Below are 23,936 nucleotides of genomic sequence, written 5' to 3' on the forward strand. Positions count from 1 at the left end.
GTTCAGGTTGGGGCTAACTCGCGCTGATTTCCGAAATTCCGTGACGATTGTGCCACAAGCGTACAGAAAATACGCGTAGAAAGGGTCGGCAATGAAGCCGATAGCCGTCTTGTGGCGTTGGTGAAATGGCCCAAATCGGCTAGTCTTACGGAATTGCAATCACGGCAAGCACCGCGCGGAATAGACGTATGGCCCCAGGCGTCCACGAGCCCACCATCCGAGAGCATGACGACGAAAGGACGAATCTTTCGTCGATCAGTTTCATTGGCCTGGTGTTAACTCAGTTCTTCGGTGCGGCGAACGACAATATCTTTCGTTGGTTCGCCATCGGCATCGGCAAAGAACAACATCCAGAATATGTCGGCTCGATCTTGATGGCCGGCACGGCCTGCATGGTGGCGCCCTATCTCATTTTCGCGCCCCATGCCGCTTATTTCGCCGATCGCTACAGCAAACGAAGCGTAATCGTCGCCTGTAAGCTGGCCGAAATCGTCATCATGCTGCTGGGGATCTGCCTGGCATGGAGCGGTCACCTTTTCTGGCTCTTCAGCGTGGTCTTTCTGCTGGGTGCACAAAGCGCCATGTATGGTCCCGCGAAGCTGGGTGCCATTCCTGAAATCCTCAAGACGAAACATATATCCTCCGCTAATGGCATCATTGGCCTGGCCACCGTGGTGGCGACCGCATTGGGAACGGTCGTAGGGAACTTGCTTAGCGATATTACACACCAAGGCGAAACCAATTTGTGGCTGGCGGGCATCATCATGGTCGGTTTTGCCGCCGTCGGGATTGTGACCAGCCTCTGGATCCAAAACCTTCCCATCAATCAGCCGGCGCTCAAGTTCCCTTGGGATCCGATCAAGAGCACAATCCTCGATTTGAAGGCGCTCCGCAAAAACAAAGCGATCTTCTACGTCGCATTGGGGAGCACTTTCTTCTGGACCTTGGCGGCGCTGGCGCAGCTTAATATCGATCAATTCGCTGCCGAGAGCGGCACGACCACACAAACCGATGTCGGTCCGCTGTTGGCGGTGCTGGTGGTCGGGACGGCGGTGGGCTGCGTGCTGGCAGGCTACTGGTCGCAAGGGCACGTCGAAATGGGCATCTTGCCGCTGGGGGCCACCGGCCTGGCGATTTGCTCATTCCTGCTGTTCCTCTGCCCTTCCCCGATTGTCACGCCTGACGGCAGTTGGAACTTCGTGTTCTTTGTTGCCAGTTCGCTGCTCTTCCTGCTGGGGATCTCGGCGGGGCTCTTCGAGGTCCCGTTGGCTTCGTTCCTGCAGCATCGCGCGCCGGCCGAGAAACGAGGAACCATCCTAGCCGCGACCAACTTCCTGACCTTCGGTGGGATCTTGTTGATTTCGGTTGTCTTCTCGATCCTGCGTTGGCCGGTCTACGAAGGGGACGTGCGGAACCTCGATCAGATTGGCAAGCTGGAAATTACTCCGCAGTTTGAAGAAGAAGTTGGCAAAGCTTCGACCGCCTTCCGCGACGATCTGGTCAACGGCCGCGACTACGAAGATCCGTTGGCAGCCGCGCAGCGATTGTCGAGCAATCCGGCCGAGCAATCGTTCGCCTTCGCCACGCTATTAATGACCCAGTTGCATCACACTTTCAACGTGGGCGATCCGATTGACCGCAGCGAAGTGATCGAGAAATACCCTCACCAGCGTCAGTTGGTGGCAGAGATCTACTTCCAAGCCACGAACCTGCCCCTGCTCAGTTCACGGCAGATCTTCCTGCTGTGCGGGATCGTGACGATTCCGATTTTGTTCTACATCTTGTACCTGCTTCCGCAGAACTCGCTCCGCTTCCTGGTTTGGTTGGCGAGTGAAACGTTCTACCGCATTCGTGTTCACGACCGCGAGAACCTGCCGGCGGAAGGTGGTGCATTGCTGGTCTCGAATCACGTTTCGTGGCTCGATGGCGTGCTGCTAATGCTCACCAGTAGCCGGCCCGTCCGCATGCTGGTTTGGGGTGGCAACTTCAAGAGTGCCTGGTTCCGCCGCTTTGTCGAATATCACGGAGCGATCCTGATCGACAAAGGGCCCAAGGGAATCCAGCGGGCCCTCCAAGTCGGCCGCGAGGCAATCGAAAACGGCGAACTGGTTTGCGTCTTTGCCGAAGGTGGCATCACGCGTAGTGGCCAGATCCAGGGCTTCCGCCCTGGCCTGTTGAAGATGGTCGAAGGAACCTCGGCTCCGGTTGTGCCGGTCTTCATCGATGAACTGTGGGGCAGCGTCTTCACGTTCAGTGACGGCCGGTTTTTCTGGAAACTGCCTCGTAGTTGGCAGACCCCGATTTCCATTCACTTCGGCGAACCGATCGAACCTCCTTACGGCATCCACAGCATTCGCCAGGCAGTCCAGCAATTGGGCGCCGTGGCCTTCCAGCGTCGCATGGAACGGGTCATCCCGCCGGCGAAAACGATGCTCCGCATTTGCAAGCGTCGATTGTTCGGCTCAAAGGTTGCCGACTCGGTCGGAACCGACCTGACCGGCGGCATCTTCCTGACGCGGATCATGGTGCTGCTCAACCTGCTCAACCGCCACATCCTGAAGCCACGTAAAGAAGAGCCTTACGTTGGCGTGCTGCTGCCTCCTTCGGTCGCCGGCGCTGCGGTGAACGCTGCCTTGGCCCTGGATCGTCGCATCGCAGTCAACTTGAACTACACGACTAGCAATGAAGTGATGAACCACTGCATCCGGCAGTGTGGAATAAAATCGGTGCTGACCAGTCGCAAGTTCATGGAACGCTTCGATTGGGATCTCGAATGCGACGTGGTCTATCTGGAAGATCTGAAAGATAAGCCGACGCTAGGTGACAAGATCACCAGTGCGTTTAATGCATTTGTCGTTCCGAGCTTCATCCTTGATCGCATTTACAAACTGAACAAGATCGGTCCAAACGATACCCTGACGGTGATCTTCACCTCTGGCTCGACCGGCATTCCGAAGGGCGTCCAACTTACGCACGCCAACATCTCGTCGAACGTCCAGGCCATCGAGCAGATGGTGCACTTGAACCGCTCTGACGTGATCATTGGGATCTTGCCGTTCTTCCATTCCTTTGGCTACACGGTCACCCTGTGGACTTTGCTGGGGATCGACGTGAAGTGTGCGTATCACTTCAGCCCACTCGAACCGAAGATCATTGGCAACCTTACGAAGAAACATCATGGCACCGTGATCCTGGCTACGCCGACCTTCCTGCGTAGCTATCTGCGTCGGGTGGACAAGGATGACTTCGCCTCGCTGCAGATCGTCGTGGCAGGTGCCGAAAAGCTGCCGATGGATCTCAGCGAAGCCTTCGAAGAGAAGTTTGGTGTCCGTCCGGTCGAAGGTTACGGCGCAACCGAACTTTCGCCCCTGGTCGCGGTGAATATTCCTCCGGCTCGATCGATCGACAACTTCCAGATCGATCGAAAAGAAGGAACCGTAGGCCGGCCTATTCCGAATGTGGCCGCCAAGATCATCGATCTCGACTCCGGTGAAGAACGGGGCGTCGACGAACCTGGCATGCTTTACATCACCGGTCCGAACGTGATGAAGGGCTACCTCGATATGCCGAACGAAACCAGTGAGGTCCTGAACTCTGGCTGGTACAAGACGGGCGACGTCGCATTGATCGACGAAGACGGCTTTTTGAAGATCACCGGTCGTGTCAGCCGCTTCTCCAAGATCGGTGGCGAAATGATTCCGCACGTCCGGATCGAAGAAGCCATCACAGCGATCATCGGTCCCGACGAAAGTGATGAACTGACCGTCGCTGTCACCGCGGTCGATCACCCGACTAAAGGGGAACGCATTGTCGTCCTTCACACGCCATTGAGCCTCTCGCCACAAGAGATCTGCCAGCGACTGAAGGAATCGGGCCTTCCGAATCTCTTTATTCCATCCACCGAGAGCTTTGTGGAAGTCGAGAAGATTCCGGTCCTGGGCACCGGCAAGCTTGACCTGCGAGAGCTAAAAGAACTTGCCAAGACGCGGTTCGCTTCCAAAGGAACTGCCGCCTCGTAGGCAGGCTGGCTTCGCGAACATGTGGCTGACCGGTTCATCCGCCAGCCACTTGCTCTCCGACCACGGATTTCACGGATAGACACTGCCCGAAGGCCTGGGTCCACGAAGCATAATGCCTCCGACAGTGCCGATTCGTGAAATCCGTGGTCGCCACACCAAGAAGGAATCGCTCGGCGTTACCGCAGAGGTGCCTGCAGGACTCTCGTCGCAACGTCCCAGGCAGCAAGCGATTCCAGGCAAATTGAATCGTTAGCGACGCAGTTCAGCAAATCGCTTTCGTGGTACCGGTCCCAATGCAGATGCATCGGCCGTAATGATCGGTGAGGTAACCGGAGCCGGCTCGACAGGATTAACCGGCGAAGCCTGCGACTGCTGCGGCAGCAATGCCGGCTCTCTTACCGGTGCAGACGCCACTGGCATCGGCTGCTGTTCGGTCGGAACCGGGCCAGAGAACTTTTCCTGCAGGGTTTTCTCGGCAACAACACGTCGCTGATAAACCCGCGTGACAACGTCGCTCATTTGCTGGCGAACAACCGGATCGACCTTTTCCAGACGACCGACCAGGTGCTGCATGCCATTGACGTTGTCTTCGGCGTTCTTCGAGATCTTACCAATGAACGACGAGGTCTCTGCAAAGTTGTAGTCGGCCGTTTTCCCAATCAGTGGGTGCAAGGTTTTCGCCAGGAAGTCCGCGCCCCGGCTTTCAAACTTGACGAAGACATCAAGGCGGTTCGAGACAAACGACTTCCCTTCCGCCGCTTTGGTATAGCCAGAGCGAAGGATCAGCACGCAATTCGCCACAATCCGCGTCGGTGCCAAAGGCCCTTCGTAATAGCCTTGGGCGAAGAAGACATTGGTTTGACCATCGGCATAGATGATATCCACCTTGCTGACCGTGCCAGCGCCATCGTTGGCGTGGAAGGTGGTTGGACTCAGCCGCTGAACTTCGACGGTGGTGATTCCCATCAGTTCCCAGATATTCACCACCACTTCCGGATACGAAACCAGGAAGGAGTACAGCTCTGGGTCGCAGTTGATGACCTGGACTGGAAGCCGGCGGAAGATGCTTGGATCTTTCACCACATCCGCGACCCGGTTTTGATCCTGGGGACGAAGCTGGGGGAAAGGAATCTGCCGAAGCGCATCCTGCTTCTCTTCGCGATTGAATGCGACCAGCGTCGCTTCTGGCTCTTCTGCTTGAATCGTAGAAGCAGTCGTCAAAAACAGACCACTCACAAGCGACAAGCAAGCGAAGACCAGCAGACCGGGGACACGTTCAATGACAGATGGAGTTCGGACAATCGGCATGCAAGCATTCCCCCATGGCTTCGCGGCGGCTGAGATGGCCTTACCCTTAATTCGGTTGAATCGCTATGATCGCCACAATCATTCTCAGATTCCTAACCCGAACAGTACGCTAGCAAACGCTGTCTTTGCCGAAAGAACGCATCTGCTGACGTTAGTATTGCGAGCACCGAATCGATGGCACTTCCTGCCAGCCCCCTGGGCCGACCTGTCACGACCGTCCTGGTGATGCTGGGCGGACTGCTCGCGCTGGGCGGTACATTTCATCTGGCAGCCAAGTGGTACCTGATCCCGTCGCGGATGGATGCCTTGCTGCAAGACGCCCCAGAAGCAGACGTTGCTCTGCGGATGGATCAGATACTCGCTTCTTCTGCGCAACCACCGCAGCAACAAATGTTGAAATGGATGGGTTCCGAGCGAGGCGATATTGCTTTGGAAGCGGTTCGCCGGCTGAAACTTCAGCTTTCGCAGTGGGAACAGCACCCCGGCATCGCCATCGCCCCCCAGGCCCGCCAACTTGCGGAAGAACTGCAAAAAAGAGTCAGCGACTATCCAGAACCAATAAGGCGAGAGGTGCGCGATATCGCCATTCGCATGACTTCGTGGAAGCTGGGACCGAACTCCTTGGACGACGGGCCCATGCTGCTAGCACTGGAATCGATCTTGCGCGAGACCACGTCGCAGTCCCCTTCCGATAGCCCGGTAGCGGCCAGCGAAGCCGCCCTTGATCAGTTTCTAGGAGCAGAGACTTCGCGGCTGACGACGCCTGTGATCACATCGTCGGTCGATGTCAGCTTGCACGACGGGCTTCCTATGCAACAAGCAACTATCACGGATCCACCTGTCGAAGCGCAGGCGATACCTTCGTTTACCACCACAACCAACGCACGTCCTACCGAAGTATTAACCGCCAACCATCGCAGTTCTATTTCGCAGCCATTAAAACTTCCTCCCTTGGTCGCTTCTCCTAAGCAGATTGAACCAGGAGCACATAGACCAGAACCATTACCAGACCTGACCCGGCTTACCACGTTAGAGATCATGTGGAAGCTACATGCCCAGAATCAAGAGCTCGCTGAGCACGTACGAGAGACATTGAAGGCTAGAAACTTCTCGCCAGAAGATTTGCAACTCGCGACGCGTATGACGCACCCACAAGTTAGTGAACGGCTGCAATTAGTGCGAGAATTGCCCAGTATGGGGCGAAACGACATGACCAATTGGCTCTATTATATGACCAAAGATCCTGACGATGGGGTTCGATACGGAGCCGCGTCGGCTCTACTAACTTCTTCCGATCCCCGTCTCTTGAAACGCCTGAAGGCGGACTTGGCGACGGATCCAAGCCCGCGCGTTCAAACGTTAATCAAGAGATAGCCGCGCGAAGACGCGGGCGTAGAACCGCAGACTCTTTTTAGTGAGTCAGCTTGCTCAGCATTTCCATCGCTTGCTTGGCACGGCCAACGCCGCCCATGCTGTCGACAAACTCTTTGGCCGAGATCAGGTCTTCGGCGGTGATCTTGCCCGACTTGATCGGACCTTGCGACTTGCGCTTATCCATCGACTTGATGGTGCTGACGTATTGAGGTGTCACATCCTTGTAACCAGCCTTCTTCAAGGCGTCTGCAACAATCGTAGGAGAAGCGTCAGGGTTGTCCTTCTGATAGTTGCGAATGGCATCCGCTTTAGATGGTTTGTTCGTAGCGCGTTTGGCCATGTTGATTACTTTGTTCTTTCTATGGAATACTGTTTGTACTGTGCCTCGCCCCAAGGCCCACCTTTAGTCTAGACTCACATTTCTAGTAAGTCGACGCACAAGCAACTAGATTACTGCGAAACCGCAACCGATTGCTTTGTGCAGCGTGTTTCTCGGGTTTTGTCGACTCTGGACACGTAGAAGCGCAGTACGTGATCGGTCCAATATATCAGTACGACTCTGATACGATAGATGGTACATATGCTCTGACATCGGTGAGAATATCGCATGAAACACCGTCTTAAGATCGGTGACGAAATTCGATTCCATCCTTACACCACCCTAATAGCAACCATTTGCCTGCCAAGCTAATGACCCCACGGCGAGGTAAACGAGCAGCCCTCAACTAGAATGGTATTTGCACAACATCGGCAGGTTTTAATTTGCGCAAGGTTGGATCGGCGGGCAAATAGCGCAGTTGCGGGCAAACTGCACATCTTGGGAAGAACAATGAGGAGTAAGAGTGGGGATGACAGGAATCGAACCTGCACTCCTTGCGGAACTAGATCCTAAATCTAGCGCGTCTGCCAGTTTCGCCACATCCCCTGGCTCCTCAAATATCCCCAGTTAGAAGAGGGGATTTGAAGCAAGTCCCCTAGTATATCACGCAGCTTCCCCGTTTGGCAACGTGGCCCCCTCTTGGGAAAACGGCGAAAAGATGCGAAAACCGGAGCAGGTAAACCAGCTCGATGGATCAGCGATGCTCGATATGTGGTTGTCGCTGATTGCCTTAACTCCGCAGAATGCTCATGGCTCCACTCAAAGCGGTCGTCTTCGATATGGACGGCACGATCCTGAACACCGAGATGCTCTATCCCCAAGTCTCGTCGGAGATCTTGCGGCGGCGCGGCCTGACGCTTTCTCAGGATTTGACCGACGCCATGATGGGGCGCCCAGCACCGGTGGCATTCCAGGCCATGATCGACTGGCACGACCTTGCCGACACAATCGAGACGCTGGCCAAAGAATCGGAAGAGATCTTCAGCGATATTCTCGAGACCTCGCTGGGCCTGATGCCCGGCTTCACCGAACTGTTCAAATCGATTCTCGCGGCCAACTATCCGGTGGCCGTTTGCACCAGCGCCAGCCGGAGTACGGCGATCGATTTGCTGGGACGGTTTAACATTACCCCAGACCTGCATTTTGTCATCGGCGGCGACGAGGTCGAACACGGCAAGCCACATCCCGAAATTTATCTGACTGCGGCAAAACGTTTGGAAGTTTTACCATGCGAAATTGCGGTCTTCGAAGATAGCCAAACGGGCTGCACCGCGGCAATTGAAGCAGGCACCTATGCCATAGCCGTTCCCGCTTCCCATAGCGAAAAGCACTCGTTTGACGGGGCGAAGATGGTGGCGAATACCTTGCATGATCCACGGATCTACGAGGTTCTTAATATGCCACTTCACAACTAGCTTGAACGAGAAGATGACTCGAGTCATCACCGAGCTTTCCGAAGTCGATTGACGAAACTTCCGCGCGGGACTTACACTGCAAAGGTGCACCCCACCAATGCACAGTGTCGGACACTGCTCCCCCCGCAACAAAAGGATTGTCGCGATGAAGAATCTCGCCATCGTCCAAATCGACGACGAACTCTCTCCGCTACCGGCGACGAATAATTCTGCCGGTTTACTTCCTAGTAAGCTTGCCGGTCGCAAGCTGAACGCGGCCCCGCTGATCGAATGGCTGGTTCGCCGAATCTCAGAAGCGGAACTCATTGATGGCATTGTGGTCGTCATGCCCGATGCCCCGCAATATCGCGAACTCGCCTCGCTGGTTCCTCTGGATATTCCTTGCCATTTCAGTAACAAGAAGACACCTCTGGCACGTCTGGCCGATGCCTCGAAGGAATACCCTTCGGAAGCGATCGTTCGCGTTCCACTGGAAACGCCATTCTGCGATCCAATCTTGATCGATCGTTTGCTGACGACCGCCCAGGGACAGCCTGGTGCCGACTACATCGGCTTCTGCCTGGAAGGTGGTTGCCCGGCATCGCAGTCGAGCATCGGTTTGTTCACCGAATGGATCCGCCCCGCCGCCTTGGCGAAGGCCAACCGCGAGCTGAAATCGAAGAGCGATTCGTATCGCATCGATAGCTCGTTTTTGAACTATCCCGATCTGTTCCAGCTGGAAATGCTGCCGGTTCCACAGTCGCTCAATCGCGATGACCTGCGGTTCTCGGTCGTCGATGATGAAGACTGGGAACACCTGTTGGCGATTGTCGATGCCCTGGGAGCCGAAATGTTGCAGTGGCAAGATGTCGTCCGCATCATCGACACGCAGCCGACGATCCGTCATCGCATGGCTCAGCGTAATAAGCTGATTGCCTGATACCCTCCCCTCACAAGGTGCCGACACACCAGGGACGCTCCGGCGTCCCTATTTTTATGCTAGCGGGCCAAGGCCACAAAACCGACACAATCGTCAAATTCGGCTCAATTTAACAAGCGGCGATGGGCGATAAGAATTCTGAAACGACTCACTGAATCGATTGGGCCCCCTTTGTAAGGCCACCATAACCATGAAAAAGCTGCTTTCTGTTGTCGCTACGCTGATGCTTCTGGCCAATGTGGGATGCACCATGTGCAGCCATCCATTCGACTACGAATATGCAGCCTTCGACGAAGCGCAACTGAGCGGCCAGCGTGCCGGCTCGGCCTTCGCTCCGTACAGCTCGCAGTCGGTCGTAACCGAAGTCGGTCCCACGGAAGCTGCCATCGAAGAAGAAGTGATGTACTACGAGACCACCAACTAGGCTGGCTCTGGTTCTGAACCTCTCGCTCTCCCCACCTCCCAGTGGCAGGCATCTTCTTTTCAAGCCTGTCAAAATGGGGTAGTTTGTACCCCGACCTCCTCCATCATCCCCTGGGACACCCAGTCCCCACACCTCTGTATGCCCCTTCATGAGCGAAGCGACGCCTCCGTCCGGTGATGCGCCGGACGATATCGACATCACCGTCGAACCACCAACCCGTTTCTGGCAAACACTCTCGTGGTTAGGCCCTGGCCTGATCGTGGCAGGCTCGATCGTTGGCTCCGGCGAACTGATCGCCACCACGAAAACCGGTGCCGAGGCTGGCTTCAGTTTGCTGTGGCTCATCATCCTGGGTTGCATCATCAAGGTGTTCGTTCAGGTCGAATTTGGCCGTTATACCATCACCTCAGGCAAGACCGCCTTGGATGGTTTGAACGAGATCCCTGGCCCGGCCGTCAAGTTTCGTGCGTGGGGACAACCTTACCGGGTCAACTGGCTGATGATCTATTGGCTGGTGATGACGATCGCCAGCCTCGCTCAGCTCGGGGGAATCGTCGGCGCCGTCGGCCAGGCCCTGCAGATCAGCATTCCTATTACTGAGACAGGGCGAATCAGCAACGAATTCGCCAAAGCCCAGGCCGACTTTCAATTCCAAGAGACTCTCGCTCGACTAGCTGAGAATCGTGGCGATGCCGAAGCGGTCGTCCAGGCCCAGAACCATCTCAAAGAACTAGAAGCGAACCAAAGCCCAGAAGCTCTCGAGTATTTGAAACTGCGTCGCCAGGTACAAGCCCTTCAGCAAATCCCCACAACCGACGAAGTGGCCGCGACGGAATCGAAGGCGAAGATAGTCGAGATGCAAGCTTCCATGCAATCGATCCAAAGTCAGTTCTCCAGCAACGACGACAAAATATGGGCGGGCATCATCGCCGTGCTGACTGCCGGTTTACTCTACATGGGGCGTTACCATTTCATCCAGAACTTCTCGACGATCCTGGTCGCCGGCTTCACGTTGGTAACAATCGGCAACCTGGTCGCGTTACAGTTCTCGCCTGACTGGGCGATTTCGGGAAGTGAAGTCCTAAAAGGGCTCAGCTTCTCGCTGCCTGGCAATACACTGGCCGGGACCAATCCGGTAGTCACCGCCTTGGCGACCTTCGGCATTATTGGCGTCGGTGCGGCCGAGTTGATTGCGTATCCCTATTGGTGTGTCGAGAAGGGTTACGCTCGCTTCACCGGCAAGCGAGACGAAAGCGAAGGCTGGGCACGTCGCGCCACCGGCTGGTTGAAAGTGATGCAGTGGGATGCCTGGGGATCGATGCTGGTCTATACATTCGCCACGATTGCCTTCTACTTGCTGGGCGCCGCAATCCTGGGCCGATCTGGCCTCAATCCTGAGAAGTCGGAACTGATCCGCACGTTAAGCGTGATGTACGAACCAGTCTTCGGATCGATCGCTCCAACGCTCTTTCTGTTTGGTGCCTTCGCCGTGTTGTACTCGACCTTCTTCGTTGCCAACGCAGGGCATGCCCGCGTCGATGCCGATGGCATCCGATTGTTTGGCATCATCCCTCCGACGAATCGTGCGCTGCACAATACAGTCTCGGTGTTCAACATCGCATTTCCATTGTTCTGCCTGACCGTTTATGTGCTGATTCCTCACCCCGCGCAGCTCGTGCTGCTCAGCGGTGTGATGCAGGCGATCATGCTGCCGATGCTTTCGGTCGCGGCGCTGTTCTACCGCTATCGCCGCATCGACATGCGTCTGCGGCCAGGCCTTTTGTGGGACATCGGCCTTTGGGGCTCGTCGCTGGGAATGACGATCGCCGGTGGTTACCTGTTCTACTCGGAAGTCTCGAAGGTGATTGCGAAGTTGGGGTAAGCCAATGTGCCCGGCATAATCGCTACGACCTGAAAAACAGCTCCGACGAATCGCTATTGCCCAGCAATTGATTGCCGCTGGGCAGCGGCCTGTCACGTAGGTTTGAGAAACCATTTTGCTCAATCCTTCGAGGCCCCTCTCATGTCCGATACGGCCGTCAGCTCCTCATCCCAGCCATCGACCGCTTCCACCGACCAGGCTCCGCCAACGCTGGCCAAGGTGGTGCATGTGATCAATGGCGAACATTATTCTGGAGCGGAACGGGTTCAAGACCTTCTCGGAAAGTGCCTCCCGAAATTCGGCTACGACGCCAGCTTCGTCTGCGTGAAGCCTGGCAAGTTCGCCGAAGCTCGCTCGGCCAGCACCAGCCCGATCCACGACTTGCCAATGAAACACAAGTTCGATCTGTGGCAAGCCAAACGGTTGGCAGACCTCGTGAAGCAAGAGAACTTCGCAGTCATTCATGCCCATACCCCTCGGACCGCATTGATCGGCATGGGTGCCTCGCACCTGACCGGTGTGCCGTTTGTGTATCATGTACATAGTCCGACCTCGCGAGACTCCACGCGTCCCTGGCACAACTGGATGAACCAACGTATCGAACAGATGTCGATCGCGCGAGCCGTTCAGTTGGTCTGTGTTTCCAACAGCCTCGCCGGACACATGCGAACCCTCGGCGTCAAAGAAGACCGCATCACGGTCGTTCATAACGGTGTTCCTCAGGTCGACCATGTCGTCGATCGCGAACTGCCGAGCGGAACGTGGACCCTGGGGACCGTGGCCCTCTTCCGGCCTCGCAAAGGTCTGGAAGTTCTGCTGGAGGCGATGGCCCAGCTTCGTGACCGGGGACATATGATCCGCCTGCGTGCGGTCGGCCCATTCGAGACCCCCGAGTATGAAGCAGGCATTCACGCCCTAGTCGAAAAGCTGAACCTGGGCGATGCCATCGACTGGGTTGGATTTGCCCGCGACGTGAATGCTCAGTTCACCCAGATGGATCTGTTCGTTTTGCCAAGCCTGTTTGGTGAAGGCCTGCCAATGGTGGTCCTCGAATCGATGGCGGCCGGTACGCCGGTGGTGGCGACCGACGTCGAAGGAGTGACCGAGGCGATCGTTGATGGCGAAAGTGGCATTATTGCCAAGCCAAACGATCCAGAGCACCTCGCTCAACGAATCGAAGCGGTTCTGACCGGTCGCGAAGACTGGCGTGAAATCCGCAAGACCGCCTTGAAACGCCATGCTGATTTGTTCTCAGACGTCGCAATGGCCCGCGGTGTCGCAAGCGTTTACGACAAGATCCTGCAGAAATAGCTCTCAATTCGCGTCCGTGGACCAAACGTGTCACCGGGCTGTCCGAAAGTAAGAAGGCGTTGCCAATCGGTGGGGTGACTTCTCTTCCAGCGCGAGGAGTTGTATCCTACCAATGGCATGAACACGACCTTCCCATGGACGGCCTGATGGCGATTTCACGCGAGTTTTTATCTTGGGACCGACCCATTCTCCATTCGGCAGCCGAGTGGCTGATCGCGCGTGGAGCGGAGTCGACAGAAGACCTCCCCCTGGTCGACCTTTCGCAATGCCTGGTCGTCGTACCGGGTGGTCTGGCGGGTCGTAGGCTGCTGGAAATTCTGGTTCAACGAGTCGAAGGCACCGGCCGCTCGTTAATTCCGCCAGAAGTCATCACCGTTGGCTATCTGCCGGAACACCTTTACGACGCCAAGCTACCCTTCGCGTCGGAGCTGACACAGCAGTTTGCTTGGGGTGATACGCTGCGAAGTTTCTCGGCGGAAGTCCTCAAGCCGCTGATTCCCTTCCCGCCGGAGCCGTCCGATTTTGGCTCCTGGCGTGACTATGGCGATACGATTCGCCGCGTCTATCGCGAACTTGTTTCTGAATCACTCGACTTTTCGGAAGTCGCCCAGACGGCTCACTCGCTAGACGATTTCACCGAGCAACCTCGCTGGGATGTTCTGGCCAAGCTGCAGGAAGCCTATCTCCACAAGCTCGATACTCTCGAGATGTGGGACAAGCAGTCGGCTCGACTTTATGCCGTGAAGCATGGCGAGTGCCACTGCGATGCGCACATCGTTCTGCTCGGTACGGTCGACTTGAATCGCGTCACGCGGCAGATGCTCGACCAGGTTTCGGAAAAACAAGGTCAGGTCACTTCCCTTGTCGGTGCGCCAGCTGATTGGCAGACGCATTTCGATTCGCATGGCTGTTTGTTGGCCGATGCCTGGGCGGAAGAACAGATCGACATCGACTGGCACGACGTGGCGATCGTCGACGGCCCGACGCAGCAAGCCGATCACACGGCCGGGGCGATTGCCTCGGTCGCTCGCGATTACACCGCCAAGCAAATCATCATTGGATTGCCGGACGACTCGCTGCTGGGCGAAATCCGCCGGATCTTTCAACAGCACGGGCTCAACTGCCGTTATGGTCCCGGAACGCCGGTGGTCAGCACCCTTCCCTTCCGCCTGTTGGAATCGGTCGTGGAGCTCGCCCAGTCGCGGCAATACCACGCCTTGGCTTCTGCCATGCGTCATCCCGACTTGTTCGCGACCTTGCACCTTGATCAGTTGGGGATCGCGTCGCTCGATGCATGGTTCAATCGCCGAATGCCGAACGAAGTCGACAGTTCCATCAGCGACGAGAAGCTGCTCGATGCCATCCAACGACTGACCGAACTAACAGCACCCTTTGCCCGAGAAACGCATCCACTCCCAGAGTGGTCGAACCAGGTGCGCGACTTGCTGTTGATTGTGTATGGCGAACAGTGGGTCGACCTCGATACCTCGGCGAACTATACCCTGGCCCGGCCGCTGCAAGCGATCAACGACGCGATGGCCCAGTGGAACGAGATTCCAGCCTCGCTGCTTCAGCCCTGCACCGCTTCCGAAATGATGCGAATCTTGCGGAACCAATTGAGCAGTGCGATGGTTCCCGCAGAGCACGAACCTGATGCGATCGAAGCGTTGGGTTGGCTGGAGTTGCCGTTGATGGACGCTCCGGTTTGTGTCGTCACCAGCTTCAACGACGGCTTGATCCCCAGTGCCAACTCGGCCGACCTGTTTCTACCAAACACACTCCGCAAACTGCTGGGCCTGGAAGACGACTCGCTGCGGTATGCTCGAGACGCGTACCAGGTTCAAGTGATCCAGCACACGCGGGAGAAGGCCACCTGGATCGTTCCGAAACGAAGTGCAGACGGCGATCCACTGGCGCCAAGTCGGTTGCTTTTCACCGGTTCAACCGAAGACCTCCCGCAACGCGTGCAGAAGTTTTTCGGCACGCCCGAAGATCCAATCAATGCCGCCAAGTCGATCGGGGAAGACACACGCGATCATCGACAGCAAATCGAGATCCCGGTGCCTGAGTCGTTGAAGATTGAACGTTATCCCAGCTGGGAAAAGTTCTCCGCCACGGCAATCAACTTGTACCTGAAGTGCCCTTATCGATTCTTTCTGCGGTATGTGATGCAGCTTCGAGGCGACGACGACATTGCGACGGAGCTGCATGGTGGCGCCTTCGGGAATCTGGCCCACGATACGCTTCAAGCCTTCGGCACCAGCGACATCAAGAACTCGTCCGACGAGAAGGTGATCTTCGATTTCCTTTCATCGAAGCTGAGCGAGATCGCAGGCGGTAGCTACGGCAGTAGTCCGCTGGCCACCATCAAGCTGCAGATCGAACAGTTACGGCTTCGCATGCGTGCCTTCGCCACCGCCCAGTCCCGCCATCGCCAAGAAGGATGGGTGATCCATAAGTGCGAAATTGATGTCGCCGATCCAACGCGCACGCTGGATGTCGACGGCACGCCAGTCATTTTGGAAGGACGTATCGACCGCATCGACCACAATCCGCAAACAGGTGAATGGGCCGTTTGGGATTACAAGACGGGCGACAGTGTGAGCGATCCGGAGAAGGATCACCAGAAAGGGCCTCGCGGCGACAAAAAGTGGATCGGCGTGCAGTTGCCGTTCTATCGCCACCTGGTCCAAAGCGTTGGCGTGCGTGGCGAGGTTTCGCTGGGCTACATCACGTTGGCCAAGCTTGGCGAAGAGGTTCGTTTTCGTGCGGCTGGTTGGACCGACGAAGATCTCGACCAGGCCGACGCCACCATCGTTCAGGCCATTCGTGACATTCGCGAAGGCAAGTTCTTTCCTTCCGCCAACGTGCCTTACGAAGACGAATTCTCGCGAATCTGCCAGGACTCGGTCCTGGGCAAATGGGAGCCTGCCACATGAGCCCAACTTCAAGCCCTTTCCCCAACACTCTCATTCGGGCCTCGGCAGGTAGCGGAAAGACCTATCGGCTGTCGAGTCGTTATTTAGGCCTGGTCGCCCACAGCGGTCGCCCTGACGAAATCCTGGCGACCACCTTCACGCGAAAAGCAGCCGGTGAAATCCTCGACCGCATCATGATGCGTCTGGCCGCCGCCGCTGCGGACCCAAAACGTCTTAAGGAACTAAATGATTCGCTAGAAGGGACGCCGGTCACGCAAGAGGATTGCTTGCGAGCGCTGCACCAGATTCCGCAGCAGATGCATCGGCTGCAGGTCAAAACGCTCGATAGTCACTTCATCCGACTCGCTCAGTGCTTCAGCTTCGAGCTTGGCTTGCCGCCAGATTGGACGATTCTAGACGACGTCGACGACCAGCGAATCCGCATGGACGCCGTCAATCGTGTCCTGGCCCATCCCGAGACAAACGAAGTCATTCAGCTTCTGCACTTGCTGAGCAAAGGAAGTTCCGAGCGTAGCGTATCGCGTCTGGTGATGACATTGGTGAATGACCTGTATGGCATCTACCTCGACTCAGACGAGCAGTCGTGGCAGGTACTGACCGTCGCTGCCGCGCCGTCGGAACGGGAAGTCGAAGATGCGATTCATTTCCTCGACAGCTATCCGCCTGATTCCAAAGCCTTGAAGAAGGCCATGACCGCCGACGTCGATCGTTTTCGCGGTTCGCAGTGGGCCAAGTTTCTCGACACCGGTCTTCCGCCGAAGATCGTGGCCGGGGAAGACACCTACAGCCGCAAGCCAATCCCTGACGACGTCATGAAGGTCTATCAAACGCTGGTGCGTTATGTGCACAGCACACTGATCGGCCGGACTGTTGATCAGAACCGAGGGGCATACCAACTGCTCGATCGCTTTCACGAGCACTACGAACGACTCAAGTTTCTCCAGCGTGGCTACCGTTTCGACGACGTTACACGTCGTTTGAGCGATGCCTTGAAAACGAATGCTGAAATTCAAAATCAGTTCCGCCTCGATCGCAAGATTGAACATCTGCTGCTGGATGAATTTCAGGATACCGCCCCGGTTCAATGGGATGTGATTCGTCCCGTAGCCCGGAAAATCGCCGAACAGCCCAAGGATCGCTCGATCTTGTGCGTCGGCGACATGAAGCAGGCGATCTACGCCTGGCGTGGTGGCGTGGCCGAGATCTTCGATGCGGTTCAGGAAACACTGCCGGGTATCCACTGCGAAGACATGGACCGCAGTTACCGCTCGGCCCCGATCATCATGGAGACCGTCAATCAGATCTTCGGCAACCTTGAAAAGTTTCAGGGTGCCGGGAAGATGCGAAACGGCATCGAGCATTGGCTGAAGTTCTTCAATCCGCACAAGACGGCCCGAACGGAACTCTCAGGCTTTGTCACCGTCGACTCAGCGGCCTTCGATGCCGAAGGCAAGCCGTGTGACGATCAGGTTCTGATCGCTGCGGCCAACCAGGTCGCCGACCTCCATCACAAGGCACCGCATGTTTCGATTGGGGTGCTCGTTCGCCGAAACGCGACGATCGCTTCCATGATTTATCTGCTGCGGCAGCGGAACGTGATGGCCAGTGAAGAAGGTGGCAACCCGTTGACCGATTCCGCAGCGGTGCAGTTGATGCTCTCGCTGCTGGAATGGCTCGATCACCCGGGCAATACGTCCGCGCGGTTCCATATCCAGCACTCTCCCTTGTCGTCGCTGCTTCGACCTGCCGACAGTTCCAATGAAGCCTGGGAAGCGTTGGCGAACAATCTGAGACGCGAGCTGCTCGTTGAAGGCTATGGTGCCGCCCTGAGCCGTTGGGCGAAGTTGATTCAGCCAAAATGCACTCCGCGTGAACAACGCCGCCTGGAACAATTCCAACGCTTGGCATTTTCGTATCAAGGTAAGGCCACTCTTCGGTGCCGCGACTTCGTGCGCTTCATCGAATCGCAGCGCGTCGGCGATTCGTCGAGTGCCGCCGTTCGCGTAATGAACATTCACCAGTCGAAGGGACTGGAGTTCGACGCCGTCTTCCTGCCAGAACTCGAGAATCACATTCCGCCGCAATCAGATAGCTTCGTCCTACAGCGAGACCAACAGATTGGCCCGATCAACGGCGTAACGCATTACGTCTCGGAATCGCTTCAGGCCATGCTGCCGGACAATGTGCAACAGATCTTCGAGCAGACGCAGCAGAAGAACGTCGTCGAATCGTTGTGCGTGCTGTATGTCGCGCTGACTCGAGCCGTCCATTCGCTGCACATGATCGTCAAGCCACGCCCTCAGCCGAAGTCAGGCGGCGAAGGGCACTCGAAGTCGTTCTCTGGGATTGTCCTCAATGGCCTCGCCCCGCAAGCCCCCTACCCTGCCGAGCAGCAGCGGCTCTATAGCAACGGCGATCCTCGCTGGTACGAATCGGTTGAGAAAGAAGCGGCGGAAGAGGAAGCAAGACATGCCATCGCCGAAATTCGCCAGCCGATCCGACTGAAATCGGCAACGCACGAATCACTCAGCGAGTTCGTTTCTCCTTCATCGCTGGAAGGAGGCCGCCTGCGACGTGTGAAAGACTTGCTCAAGGCCGATTCAGTCACTGCTGGCATGCGGTATGGGTCGGCCATGCATCATTGGCTCGAATCGATCGCGTGGCTGGAAGATTTCCGCGCCGATCGCGATAAAATGATCGCTTCGGCCCACGGGCTATTCGGCGAGTTCCCTTACGAAAACGCGTTCGGGCACCTGACCAGCATTTTGCAATCCGATAAAGCCGTCAGCCTACTGCGTCGTGAACAATACGTCGCCGATGCCTGGTGGCCGGATGCCAGCGCCGACGATTCGCTGAGCGTTCATCGCGAATTTCCTTTCGCGATCACCTACGAAGACTCGATCTTGCGGGGCTCCATCGACCGACTTGTCTTGATAAAACAGAGGGGCAAAGTAATCGCCGCCGATGTCGTCGACTTTAAGACCGACGCCTTCGAGGATGCATCGGCCCTTAAGGAAAAGGTGCGGCATTACCGTCCGCAAATCGATTCCTACCGCAGTGCGGTATCGCAGATATTTAAGCTTCCGCTGAGTTCCATTCGCGGAGCATTGCTCTTTGTCCACGGCCCAGAAATCGTGGCCTGGCAGGACGAGAATCGTTCATGATCAAGTTTATTCACACCGCAGACCTGCATATCGATAGCCCGCTTCGCGGCCTGGCGATGCGCGACGAAGCGATGATGAAGCGTGTGCAGCGTGCCACGCGCACGGCGCTCGAACGCATCATCGACCTGGCGATCGAGCAGCAAGTCGCGTTCATCGTCGTCGCAGGCGACCTGTTTGATGGCGACTGGAAAGACATGCACTCTGGCCAATGGGCAGCCGGGCAGTTCCGCCGATTGGCCGATGCCAATATTGGTGTCTATTACATTCGTGGTAACCACGATGCCGTTAGCCAAATCCAACGTAAGATTCGTTGGCCTGATAACGTGGTTGAACTTCCCCACGACGAGCCAGCCACCATCACGCTCGACGATCTCGGCGTGGCCATTCATGGGCAAGGCTTCGCAGACCGCGAAGTAACCATCGACCTGGCGGCCCGGTACCCGCAGCGTGTGCCTGGCATGTTCAACCTCGGCATGCTGCACACCAGCCTCACCGGTAGCGAACATCACGACACGTACGCTCCGACGACCATCGAAACGCTACGTGCTCGGGGCTACGATTATTGGGCACTCGGCCACATTCACCTGCGAAATAATGATCCTCTCTCGACCGAACCGTACGTTGCTTACAGTGGCAACCCGCAAGGGCGTCATATTCGCGAGCCTGGCGCCAAAGGTTGCCTGCTCGGAGAGATCGACGGCGAAACGCTTAAGAACGTCACCTTCCACGCAACCGACTCGATTCGCTGGCAAGAACTGATTGTTGACGTTTCGGCCGAGAAGCACCTCGACGGCGTGCTGGCCAAAGCATCGGCTGCTCTGGAAAAAGGGCATCGCGGCCATGAAGGACTTAGCTCGGCATTTCGTTTGACCTTTCAGGGAGCAACGAAGGTCCATGACGAGCTTTCGGACCTGATCAAACGGGGCGAAATCCTACAGGAACTACATGGCTCGGCCGAGTCGATCGACGACGAGATCTGGCTCGAGAAGATCCGCTTCGAGTCCTCGCCGCTGTTGGCCGGGAACGTCCAAGACGCACACGACCTGTGGGGAGCCATCGCCATGCAGTTCGACCAGGTCCAAGACAACGCCGAAGCCTTGCGGCAACTGGAAGAACTGGTGAAACCGGTGCTTGATAAAGTGAGTGCCCAGCATGTGTCGATCAGCGAAGAGGGGACCCTGGACGAACGAATGCCACAGTGGATTGAAGCGGCCCAGCAGCTTTTACGAAGCCGATTGGGGGCACCCAGCGCATGAAGATTGAACACCTAGAACTCGAAAACTTCGGTATCCATACCGAGCAGTCGTTTGCGTTTTCGACCGATGGTCTGCACATCATTTATGGTCGCAACGAAGCAGGCAAGTCGACCTTGTTGCAAGCGGTTCGCCAACTGCTGTTTGGTTTCCAACACGCCAAAAGCAATCCGTTCGCACCGGACTCGTCGAAGAAGAAGATGAAGGCGACAGCCAAGCTCATCTCGGGTGAATCGCAACTACTGGAGATCGTGCGGCGGCAAGGAACCAAGAACACGCTCTCCGGCGAGTTCGAAGAAGGCAACGCCACCATTGACGAAGAACGCTGGCAGCAACTGATCAGTGGCGCCGACCAGCGACTTTACGAGCATGTCTTCGGATTCTCGCTGAAAGAACTAGCGACCGGCGAAGAGAGCCTGAAAGAGGCGAACCTCGACGAAGCGCTATTTGGCGGCGGCCTCGGGCGACTACACGATTACAAATTGCTCCTGAAAAATATCGACGAAGAAACGGAAGCTCTCTTCAAAAGTCGCGGTCAGAAGCAGCGCATCAACAGCATCCTTTCTGACATCAAGGCGTTGAAGTCAGAGCTTAAAGATTCGTCACTCCGCCCGGTTGAATACGAACAGTGGCTTGGCGAAGCCCAACGCTGTGAAGAAGAACTCACCCGGCTCAATACGGCCCTCGCTAAAGTTTTCCGGCGGCAGCAGCATCTCGAGCGTCTGAAGAAGGCACATCCGCTGTGGATCGATTGCCAGTCGAAACAGCAGCAGCTTGAACGCATGGAAACGCCGGAATCCTTTCCGGCCGAGGCCTTGGAAGAGCTGTCGCAAACCCGCAAGACAGGCACGAAGCTCTCAGCTGAAGTCGAAAGCCTGACTCAGGACCTGGATCGTCTCGATGCCGAGATCGCCGCGATCTCGTTCAATGAAGCGTTGATCGAATCGAACGAGGCGATCCGTTCGCTGATGTTCGGTATCAAAGAGATGCAGGGCTATCGCCGCGATATTCCTTTGCGAAAGCAAGACCGCCAGCACGAGCTCGATGGTGCCACGGCCCGCCTGAAACAGATCGGCCCGAAGTTAAAGCTGGACGAAGTCGCTCAGTTGGAACTCACGCTGGCCCAGCGTAAAAAGATCGAACAGTTGACCAAGACCTATCAACGGTTGCAGACGGAAATCCGTTCGCATGCCGGAGAAGTCGATCGTTTGGATCAAGACATTCGCGAACTCGAGTCGGCTCTGGGCGATCTGCCGTCGCAGTCGAGCGAGATGATCGAACATCTTCAAGCGGCCATCGATCCACTGCGACAGTCGATCGACCGCATCAGCGATATGCAACGGCAGCTTCGTAAGCTGCAGTCCGACATGGGACAACGCCGCGTCACCATCGAGACGATCGCAGGCAAAGAACTCGATTTCGCGGCCCCTTTACCGATGCCGCTGGAGCAAACGATTCGACGCTATGAAGCCGACTTTCAGGCGATTGCTGAACAGCTTCGTACGGCCGAGCAAGCTGCCCGGGAAACAACCGACGAGCTGACCTCGAAGAACGACGAGCTTCGCCGCTTGGAGCAAAGTGCCCGGCTGGTTTCGGAAGAGGAACTGAAGGCATCGCGAGATCAGCGTGACGCGACCTGGCAAACGCTGCGATCCGTGCTCGAAGGCACCACTCAGCCTGAAACGCCAACGACTAGCCAAGATGCCGATCGTTTCGAGGGTGAGGTTCAGCAGTCGGACGAACTAGCCGACCAGCGTCACCATCACGCTCAGATCCTGGCGGATCAACAAGCGATGAAGGGGAACATTCGCCTGCTGGAAGAACGCCTGGCCCAGCGTCAATCGTATGTTGCCGAGCTGATCGCGAGGCGGGACGAACTCCAACAGAGCTGGGAAACGGAATGGCAAGCGTGTGGCATCGTTCCCAAGTCGCCCCAGGAAATGCTTCCGTGGCGAACGACATTCTGTGCGCTGCAGGAAACGCAAACGGAAATCTCGCGGCTCGAAGAAGATCTCGCACCACATCAACAGCGTGTCGAAGCGGCGACGACGTTGGCCCGGACCGCGGGACTTCCCGAGTCGACAAGTTCCGCAGCGGATGTCGCGGCCTGGATTGCTTCGTACCTGAATCGGGCCCAGTCAGAACGGGACCGTCGCCAGCAACTCACCAGCAAATTACAGCTCAACCAAGATGCCCGACGTCAGAACTTCGAGCGAAACGAAAAGCGCCAGCAAGAGCTGGCAGGCATCGAAGCCGAGGCCAAAGAACTGCTGACCGTGTTTGCTTCGCTCGGCGAAGTCGACCTGGAGATGGCGGCCGAACTGATTCAAACGGTCGAGAAGATCCAAGGCACCCTGGCCGCGGCTGAGAGCATGCAAAAGCGAATCTCGGACATGGAGGCGGGACTGGCTCAGTTCGCCGAACAAGTTCAATCCGTGGTTGCCGCGACCGGCGAACCTCTGGGCGAGATGGCACCGGAACACGCTGCCCAACGCCTAGGAACGTTGCTCTCTGAAGCCGAGAATCAGCTTAGCCTTCGGAAAGAACTGGAAATCAAGCGTCAGCTTCGTGCCGAAACACTCGAAAAGAGCCGCAAGGAACTGGCCGACGTCGAAGCCCGGCTTTCGCAGTGGCGATCGCAAACGAATGTTGAAACCGACGACCAACTGGAAGTCGTTTCCCAAACGGTTCGGCAACGACAATTGCTTGAATCGGAAATTGCTTCGCTCGAAAACAGGTTGGCATTGGTTCGTGAATCGGAAGACGCCGAACGCTTTGCTGCGGAACTGGAAGCGATCGATGTCGATACCTTGCAACTCGATCTCTCCGGGGCGAAGACCGAATATGCCGAGACCGGCAAGATTCAAGCCGAGGTCAATCAGCAGCTCGGACAACTCAAGCTTCGCCTTTCCGAAGTCGACCAGACAAGCCGGGCCGTGATGGCTCAAGGAAAGATCGAAGCACTTCAGGCCGAACTGTCGGACTGCCTCGATCGACTGGGTCCGCTATTGATTGCCAAAGAGATGCTCGACCGAGCGATGGCCGCGTTTCGCGAGGAAAGCTCCGGACAACTGCTCGCGTTGATTAGCGAACTGATCGAGCAAATGACGGAAGGACGTTACACCCAGGTCGAGCACGACCCGGACCAGGAAGGGGGACTGATCCTCAGCGGTCCCAACGATCTGCGGCGGAAACCATCGGAACTGAGCACTGGGACGCGGGAACAACTTTACCTGGCCATTCGGCTCGCCTACATTCGACATTACTGCGAACAGGCCGAGCCATTGCCGGTGCTGATGGACGATATTCTAGTCAACTTCGACGACAGCCGTCAGTTGGCCACGTTACGCGTATTGATGAATTTCGATCCGCGAATCCAGATCATCATGCTGACCTGTCACGAGCCACTGGTGAGCAAGGTGCAGTCGCTGGAAGAATCGATCCGTGTGACGCGAATGGATGGCCAGCCGGTCGAAGTCCCGCCACCGAAAGCGAAGCCTGCTCGCAAGAAGTCGACCACCAAGTCCTCTACGCCGAGCTTGTTTTAAC

The 23,936-nt window shown here is 56.6% G+C and carries 13 protein-coding genes and 1 tRNA gene; 11 read left to right on the forward strand and 3 right to left on the reverse strand.

Annotated elements, in window-relative coordinates:
• The first annotated feature begins 188 nt into the window (after positions 1-188).
• The gene (locus ABD890_RS22465) at positions 189-4,019 is read left to right on the forward strand and encodes an MFS transporter (protein WP_345094773.1); all 3,831 of its coding nucleotides are present in this window, start codon (positions 189-191) and stop codon (positions 4,017-4,019) included.
• A gap of 249 nt (positions 4,020-4,268) precedes the next feature.
• On the opposite strand, the gene ABD890_RS22470 is transcribed toward ABD890_RS22465, so the two are convergent.
• Positions 4,269-5,327 carry a hypothetical protein gene (locus ABD890_RS22470; protein WP_345094775.1) on the reverse strand — a complete coding sequence of 353 codons (1,059 nt, stop codon included), beginning with the start codon at positions 5,325-5,327 and terminating at the stop codon, positions 4,269-4,271.
• Positions 5,328-5,501: 174 nt separating this feature from the next.
• Here ABD890_RS22470 and ABD890_RS22475 point away from each other — a divergent pair, with 174 nt between their 5' ends.
• Entirely contained in the window at positions 5,502-6,701 is a 1,200-nt protein-coding gene (locus ABD890_RS22475; RefSeq protein ID WP_345094777.1) for a HEAT repeat domain-containing protein, read from the forward strand.
• Between the two features lie 37 nt (positions 6,702-6,738).
• On the opposite strand, the gene ABD890_RS22480 is transcribed toward ABD890_RS22475, so the two are convergent.
• Positions 6,739-7,041, reverse strand: coding sequence for a hypothetical protein (locus tag ABD890_RS22480; protein ID WP_345094779.1), 303 nt, complete (start codon positions 7,039-7,041; stop codon positions 6,739-6,741).
• A gap of 503 nt (positions 7,042-7,544) precedes the next feature.
• Positions 7,545-7,626: transfer RNA gene (locus ABD890_RS22485), tRNA-Leu, on the reverse strand.
• Between the two features lie 203 nt (positions 7,627-7,829).
• Here ABD890_RS22485 and ABD890_RS22490 point away from each other — a divergent pair.
• From ABD890_RS22490 to ABD890_RS22530, 9 genes are all read left to right on the forward strand, one after another.
• Positions 7,830-8,495 carry an HAD family hydrolase gene (locus ABD890_RS22490; RefSeq protein ID WP_345094781.1) on the forward strand — a complete coding sequence of 222 codons (666 nt, stop codon included), beginning with the start codon at positions 7,830-7,832 and terminating at the stop codon, positions 8,493-8,495.
• A 145-nt stretch (positions 8,496-8,640) separates the two neighbouring features.
• Positions 8,641-9,414 carry an NTP transferase domain-containing protein gene (locus tag ABD890_RS22495; RefSeq protein WP_345094783.1) on the forward strand — a complete coding sequence of 258 codons (774 nt, stop codon included), beginning with the start codon at positions 8,641-8,643 and terminating at the stop codon, positions 9,412-9,414.
• Positions 9,415-9,604: 190 nt separating this feature from the next.
• Positions 9,605-9,838, forward strand: a complete 234-nt coding sequence (locus tag ABD890_RS22500; RefSeq protein ID WP_345094785.1) for a hypothetical protein — start codon at positions 9,605-9,607, stop codon at positions 9,836-9,838.
• 148 nt (positions 9,839-9,986) lie between these two features.
• Positions 9,987-11,720, forward strand: a complete 1,734-nt coding sequence (locus ABD890_RS22505) for an Nramp family divalent metal transporter (RefSeq protein WP_345094787.1) — start codon at positions 9,987-9,989, stop codon at positions 11,718-11,720.
• 141 nt (positions 11,721-11,861) lie between these two features.
• Positions 11,862-13,031, forward strand: a complete 1,170-nt coding sequence (locus ABD890_RS22510) for a glycosyltransferase family 4 protein (RefSeq protein ID WP_345094789.1) — start codon at positions 11,862-11,864, stop codon at positions 13,029-13,031.
• A 134-nt stretch (positions 13,032-13,165) separates the two neighbouring features.
• Positions 13,166-15,970: a PD-(D/E)XK nuclease family protein gene (locus ABD890_RS22515; protein WP_345094791.1), complete on the forward strand. Its 2,805-nt coding sequence runs from the start codon at positions 13,166-13,168 to the stop codon at positions 15,968-15,970.
• Positions 15,967-19,134, forward strand: coding sequence for a UvrD-helicase domain-containing protein (locus ABD890_RS22520; RefSeq protein ID WP_345094793.1), 3,168 nt, complete (start codon positions 15,967-15,969; stop codon positions 19,132-19,134). The genes ABD890_RS22515 and ABD890_RS22520 overlap by 4 nt, the downstream gene beginning before the upstream one ends.
• Positions 19,131-20,390, forward strand: coding sequence for a metallophosphoesterase family protein (locus tag ABD890_RS22525; protein WP_345094795.1), 1,260 nt, complete (start codon positions 19,131-19,133; stop codon positions 20,388-20,390). Before ABD890_RS22520 ends, ABD890_RS22525 begins: the two co-directional genes overlap by 4 nt.
• Positions 20,387-23,935 carry an AAA family ATPase gene (locus ABD890_RS22530; RefSeq protein ID WP_345094797.1) on the forward strand — a complete coding sequence of 1,183 codons (3,549 nt, stop codon included), beginning with the start codon at positions 20,387-20,389 and terminating at the stop codon, positions 23,933-23,935. The genes ABD890_RS22525 and ABD890_RS22530 overlap by 4 nt, the downstream gene beginning before the upstream one ends.
• Position 23,936 lies beyond the last annotated feature (1 nt).

This window comes from Bremerella cremea (assembly GCF_039541315.1).
Classification (GTDB): Bacteria; Planctomycetota; Planctomycetia; order Pirellulales; family Pirellulaceae; genus Bremerella; species Bremerella cremea.

What these genes read in the sequence shown, in the direction of transcription:
- ABD890_RS22510 (WP_345094789.1), top strand. Translation starts at nt 11,862, where the DNA reads ATGTCCGATACGGCCGTCAGCTCCTCATCCCAGCCATCGACCGCTTCC.
- ABD890_RS22470 (WP_345094775.1), bottom strand. Translation starts at nt 5,327, where the DNA reads ATGCCGATTGTCCGAACTCCATCTGTCATTGAACGTGTCCCCGGTCTG.
- ABD890_RS22490 (WP_345094781.1), top strand. Translation starts at nt 7,830, where the DNA reads ATGGCTCCACTCAAAGCGGTCGTCTTCGATATGGACGGCACGATCCTG.
- ABD890_RS22480 (WP_345094779.1), bottom strand. Translation starts at nt 7,041, where the DNA reads ATGGCCAAACGCGCTACGAACAAACCATCTAAAGCGGATGCCATTCGC.
- ABD890_RS22500 (WP_345094785.1), top strand. Translation starts at nt 9,605, where the DNA reads ATGAAAAAGCTGCTTTCTGTTGTCGCTACGCTGATGCTTCTGGCCAAT.
- ABD890_RS22475 (WP_345094777.1), top strand. Translation starts at nt 5,502, where the DNA reads ATGGCACTTCCTGCCAGCCCCCTGGGCCGACCTGTCACGACCGTCCTG.
- ABD890_RS22525 (WP_345094795.1), top strand. Translation starts at nt 19,131, where the DNA reads ATGATCAAGTTTATTCACACCGCAGACCTGCATATCGATAGCCCGCTT.
- ABD890_RS22465 (WP_345094773.1), top strand. Translation starts at nt 189, where the DNA reads ATGGCCCCAGGCGTCCACGAGCCCACCATCCGAGAGCATGACGACGAA.
- ABD890_RS22505 (WP_345094787.1), top strand. Translation starts at nt 9,987, where the DNA reads ATGAGCGAAGCGACGCCTCCGTCCGGTGATGCGCCGGACGATATCGAC.
- ABD890_RS22515 (WP_345094791.1), top strand. Translation starts at nt 13,166, where the DNA reads ATGGACGGCCTGATGGCGATTTCACGCGAGTTTTTATCTTGGGACCGA.
- ABD890_RS22530 (WP_345094797.1), top strand. Translation starts at nt 20,387, where the DNA reads ATGAAGATTGAACACCTAGAACTCGAAAACTTCGGTATCCATACCGAG.
- ABD890_RS22495 (WP_345094783.1), top strand. Translation starts at nt 8,641, where the DNA reads ATGAAGAATCTCGCCATCGTCCAAATCGACGACGAACTCTCTCCGCTA.
- ABD890_RS22520 (WP_345094793.1), top strand. Translation starts at nt 15,967, where the DNA reads ATGAGCCCAACTTCAAGCCCTTTCCCCAACACTCTCATTCGGGCCTCG.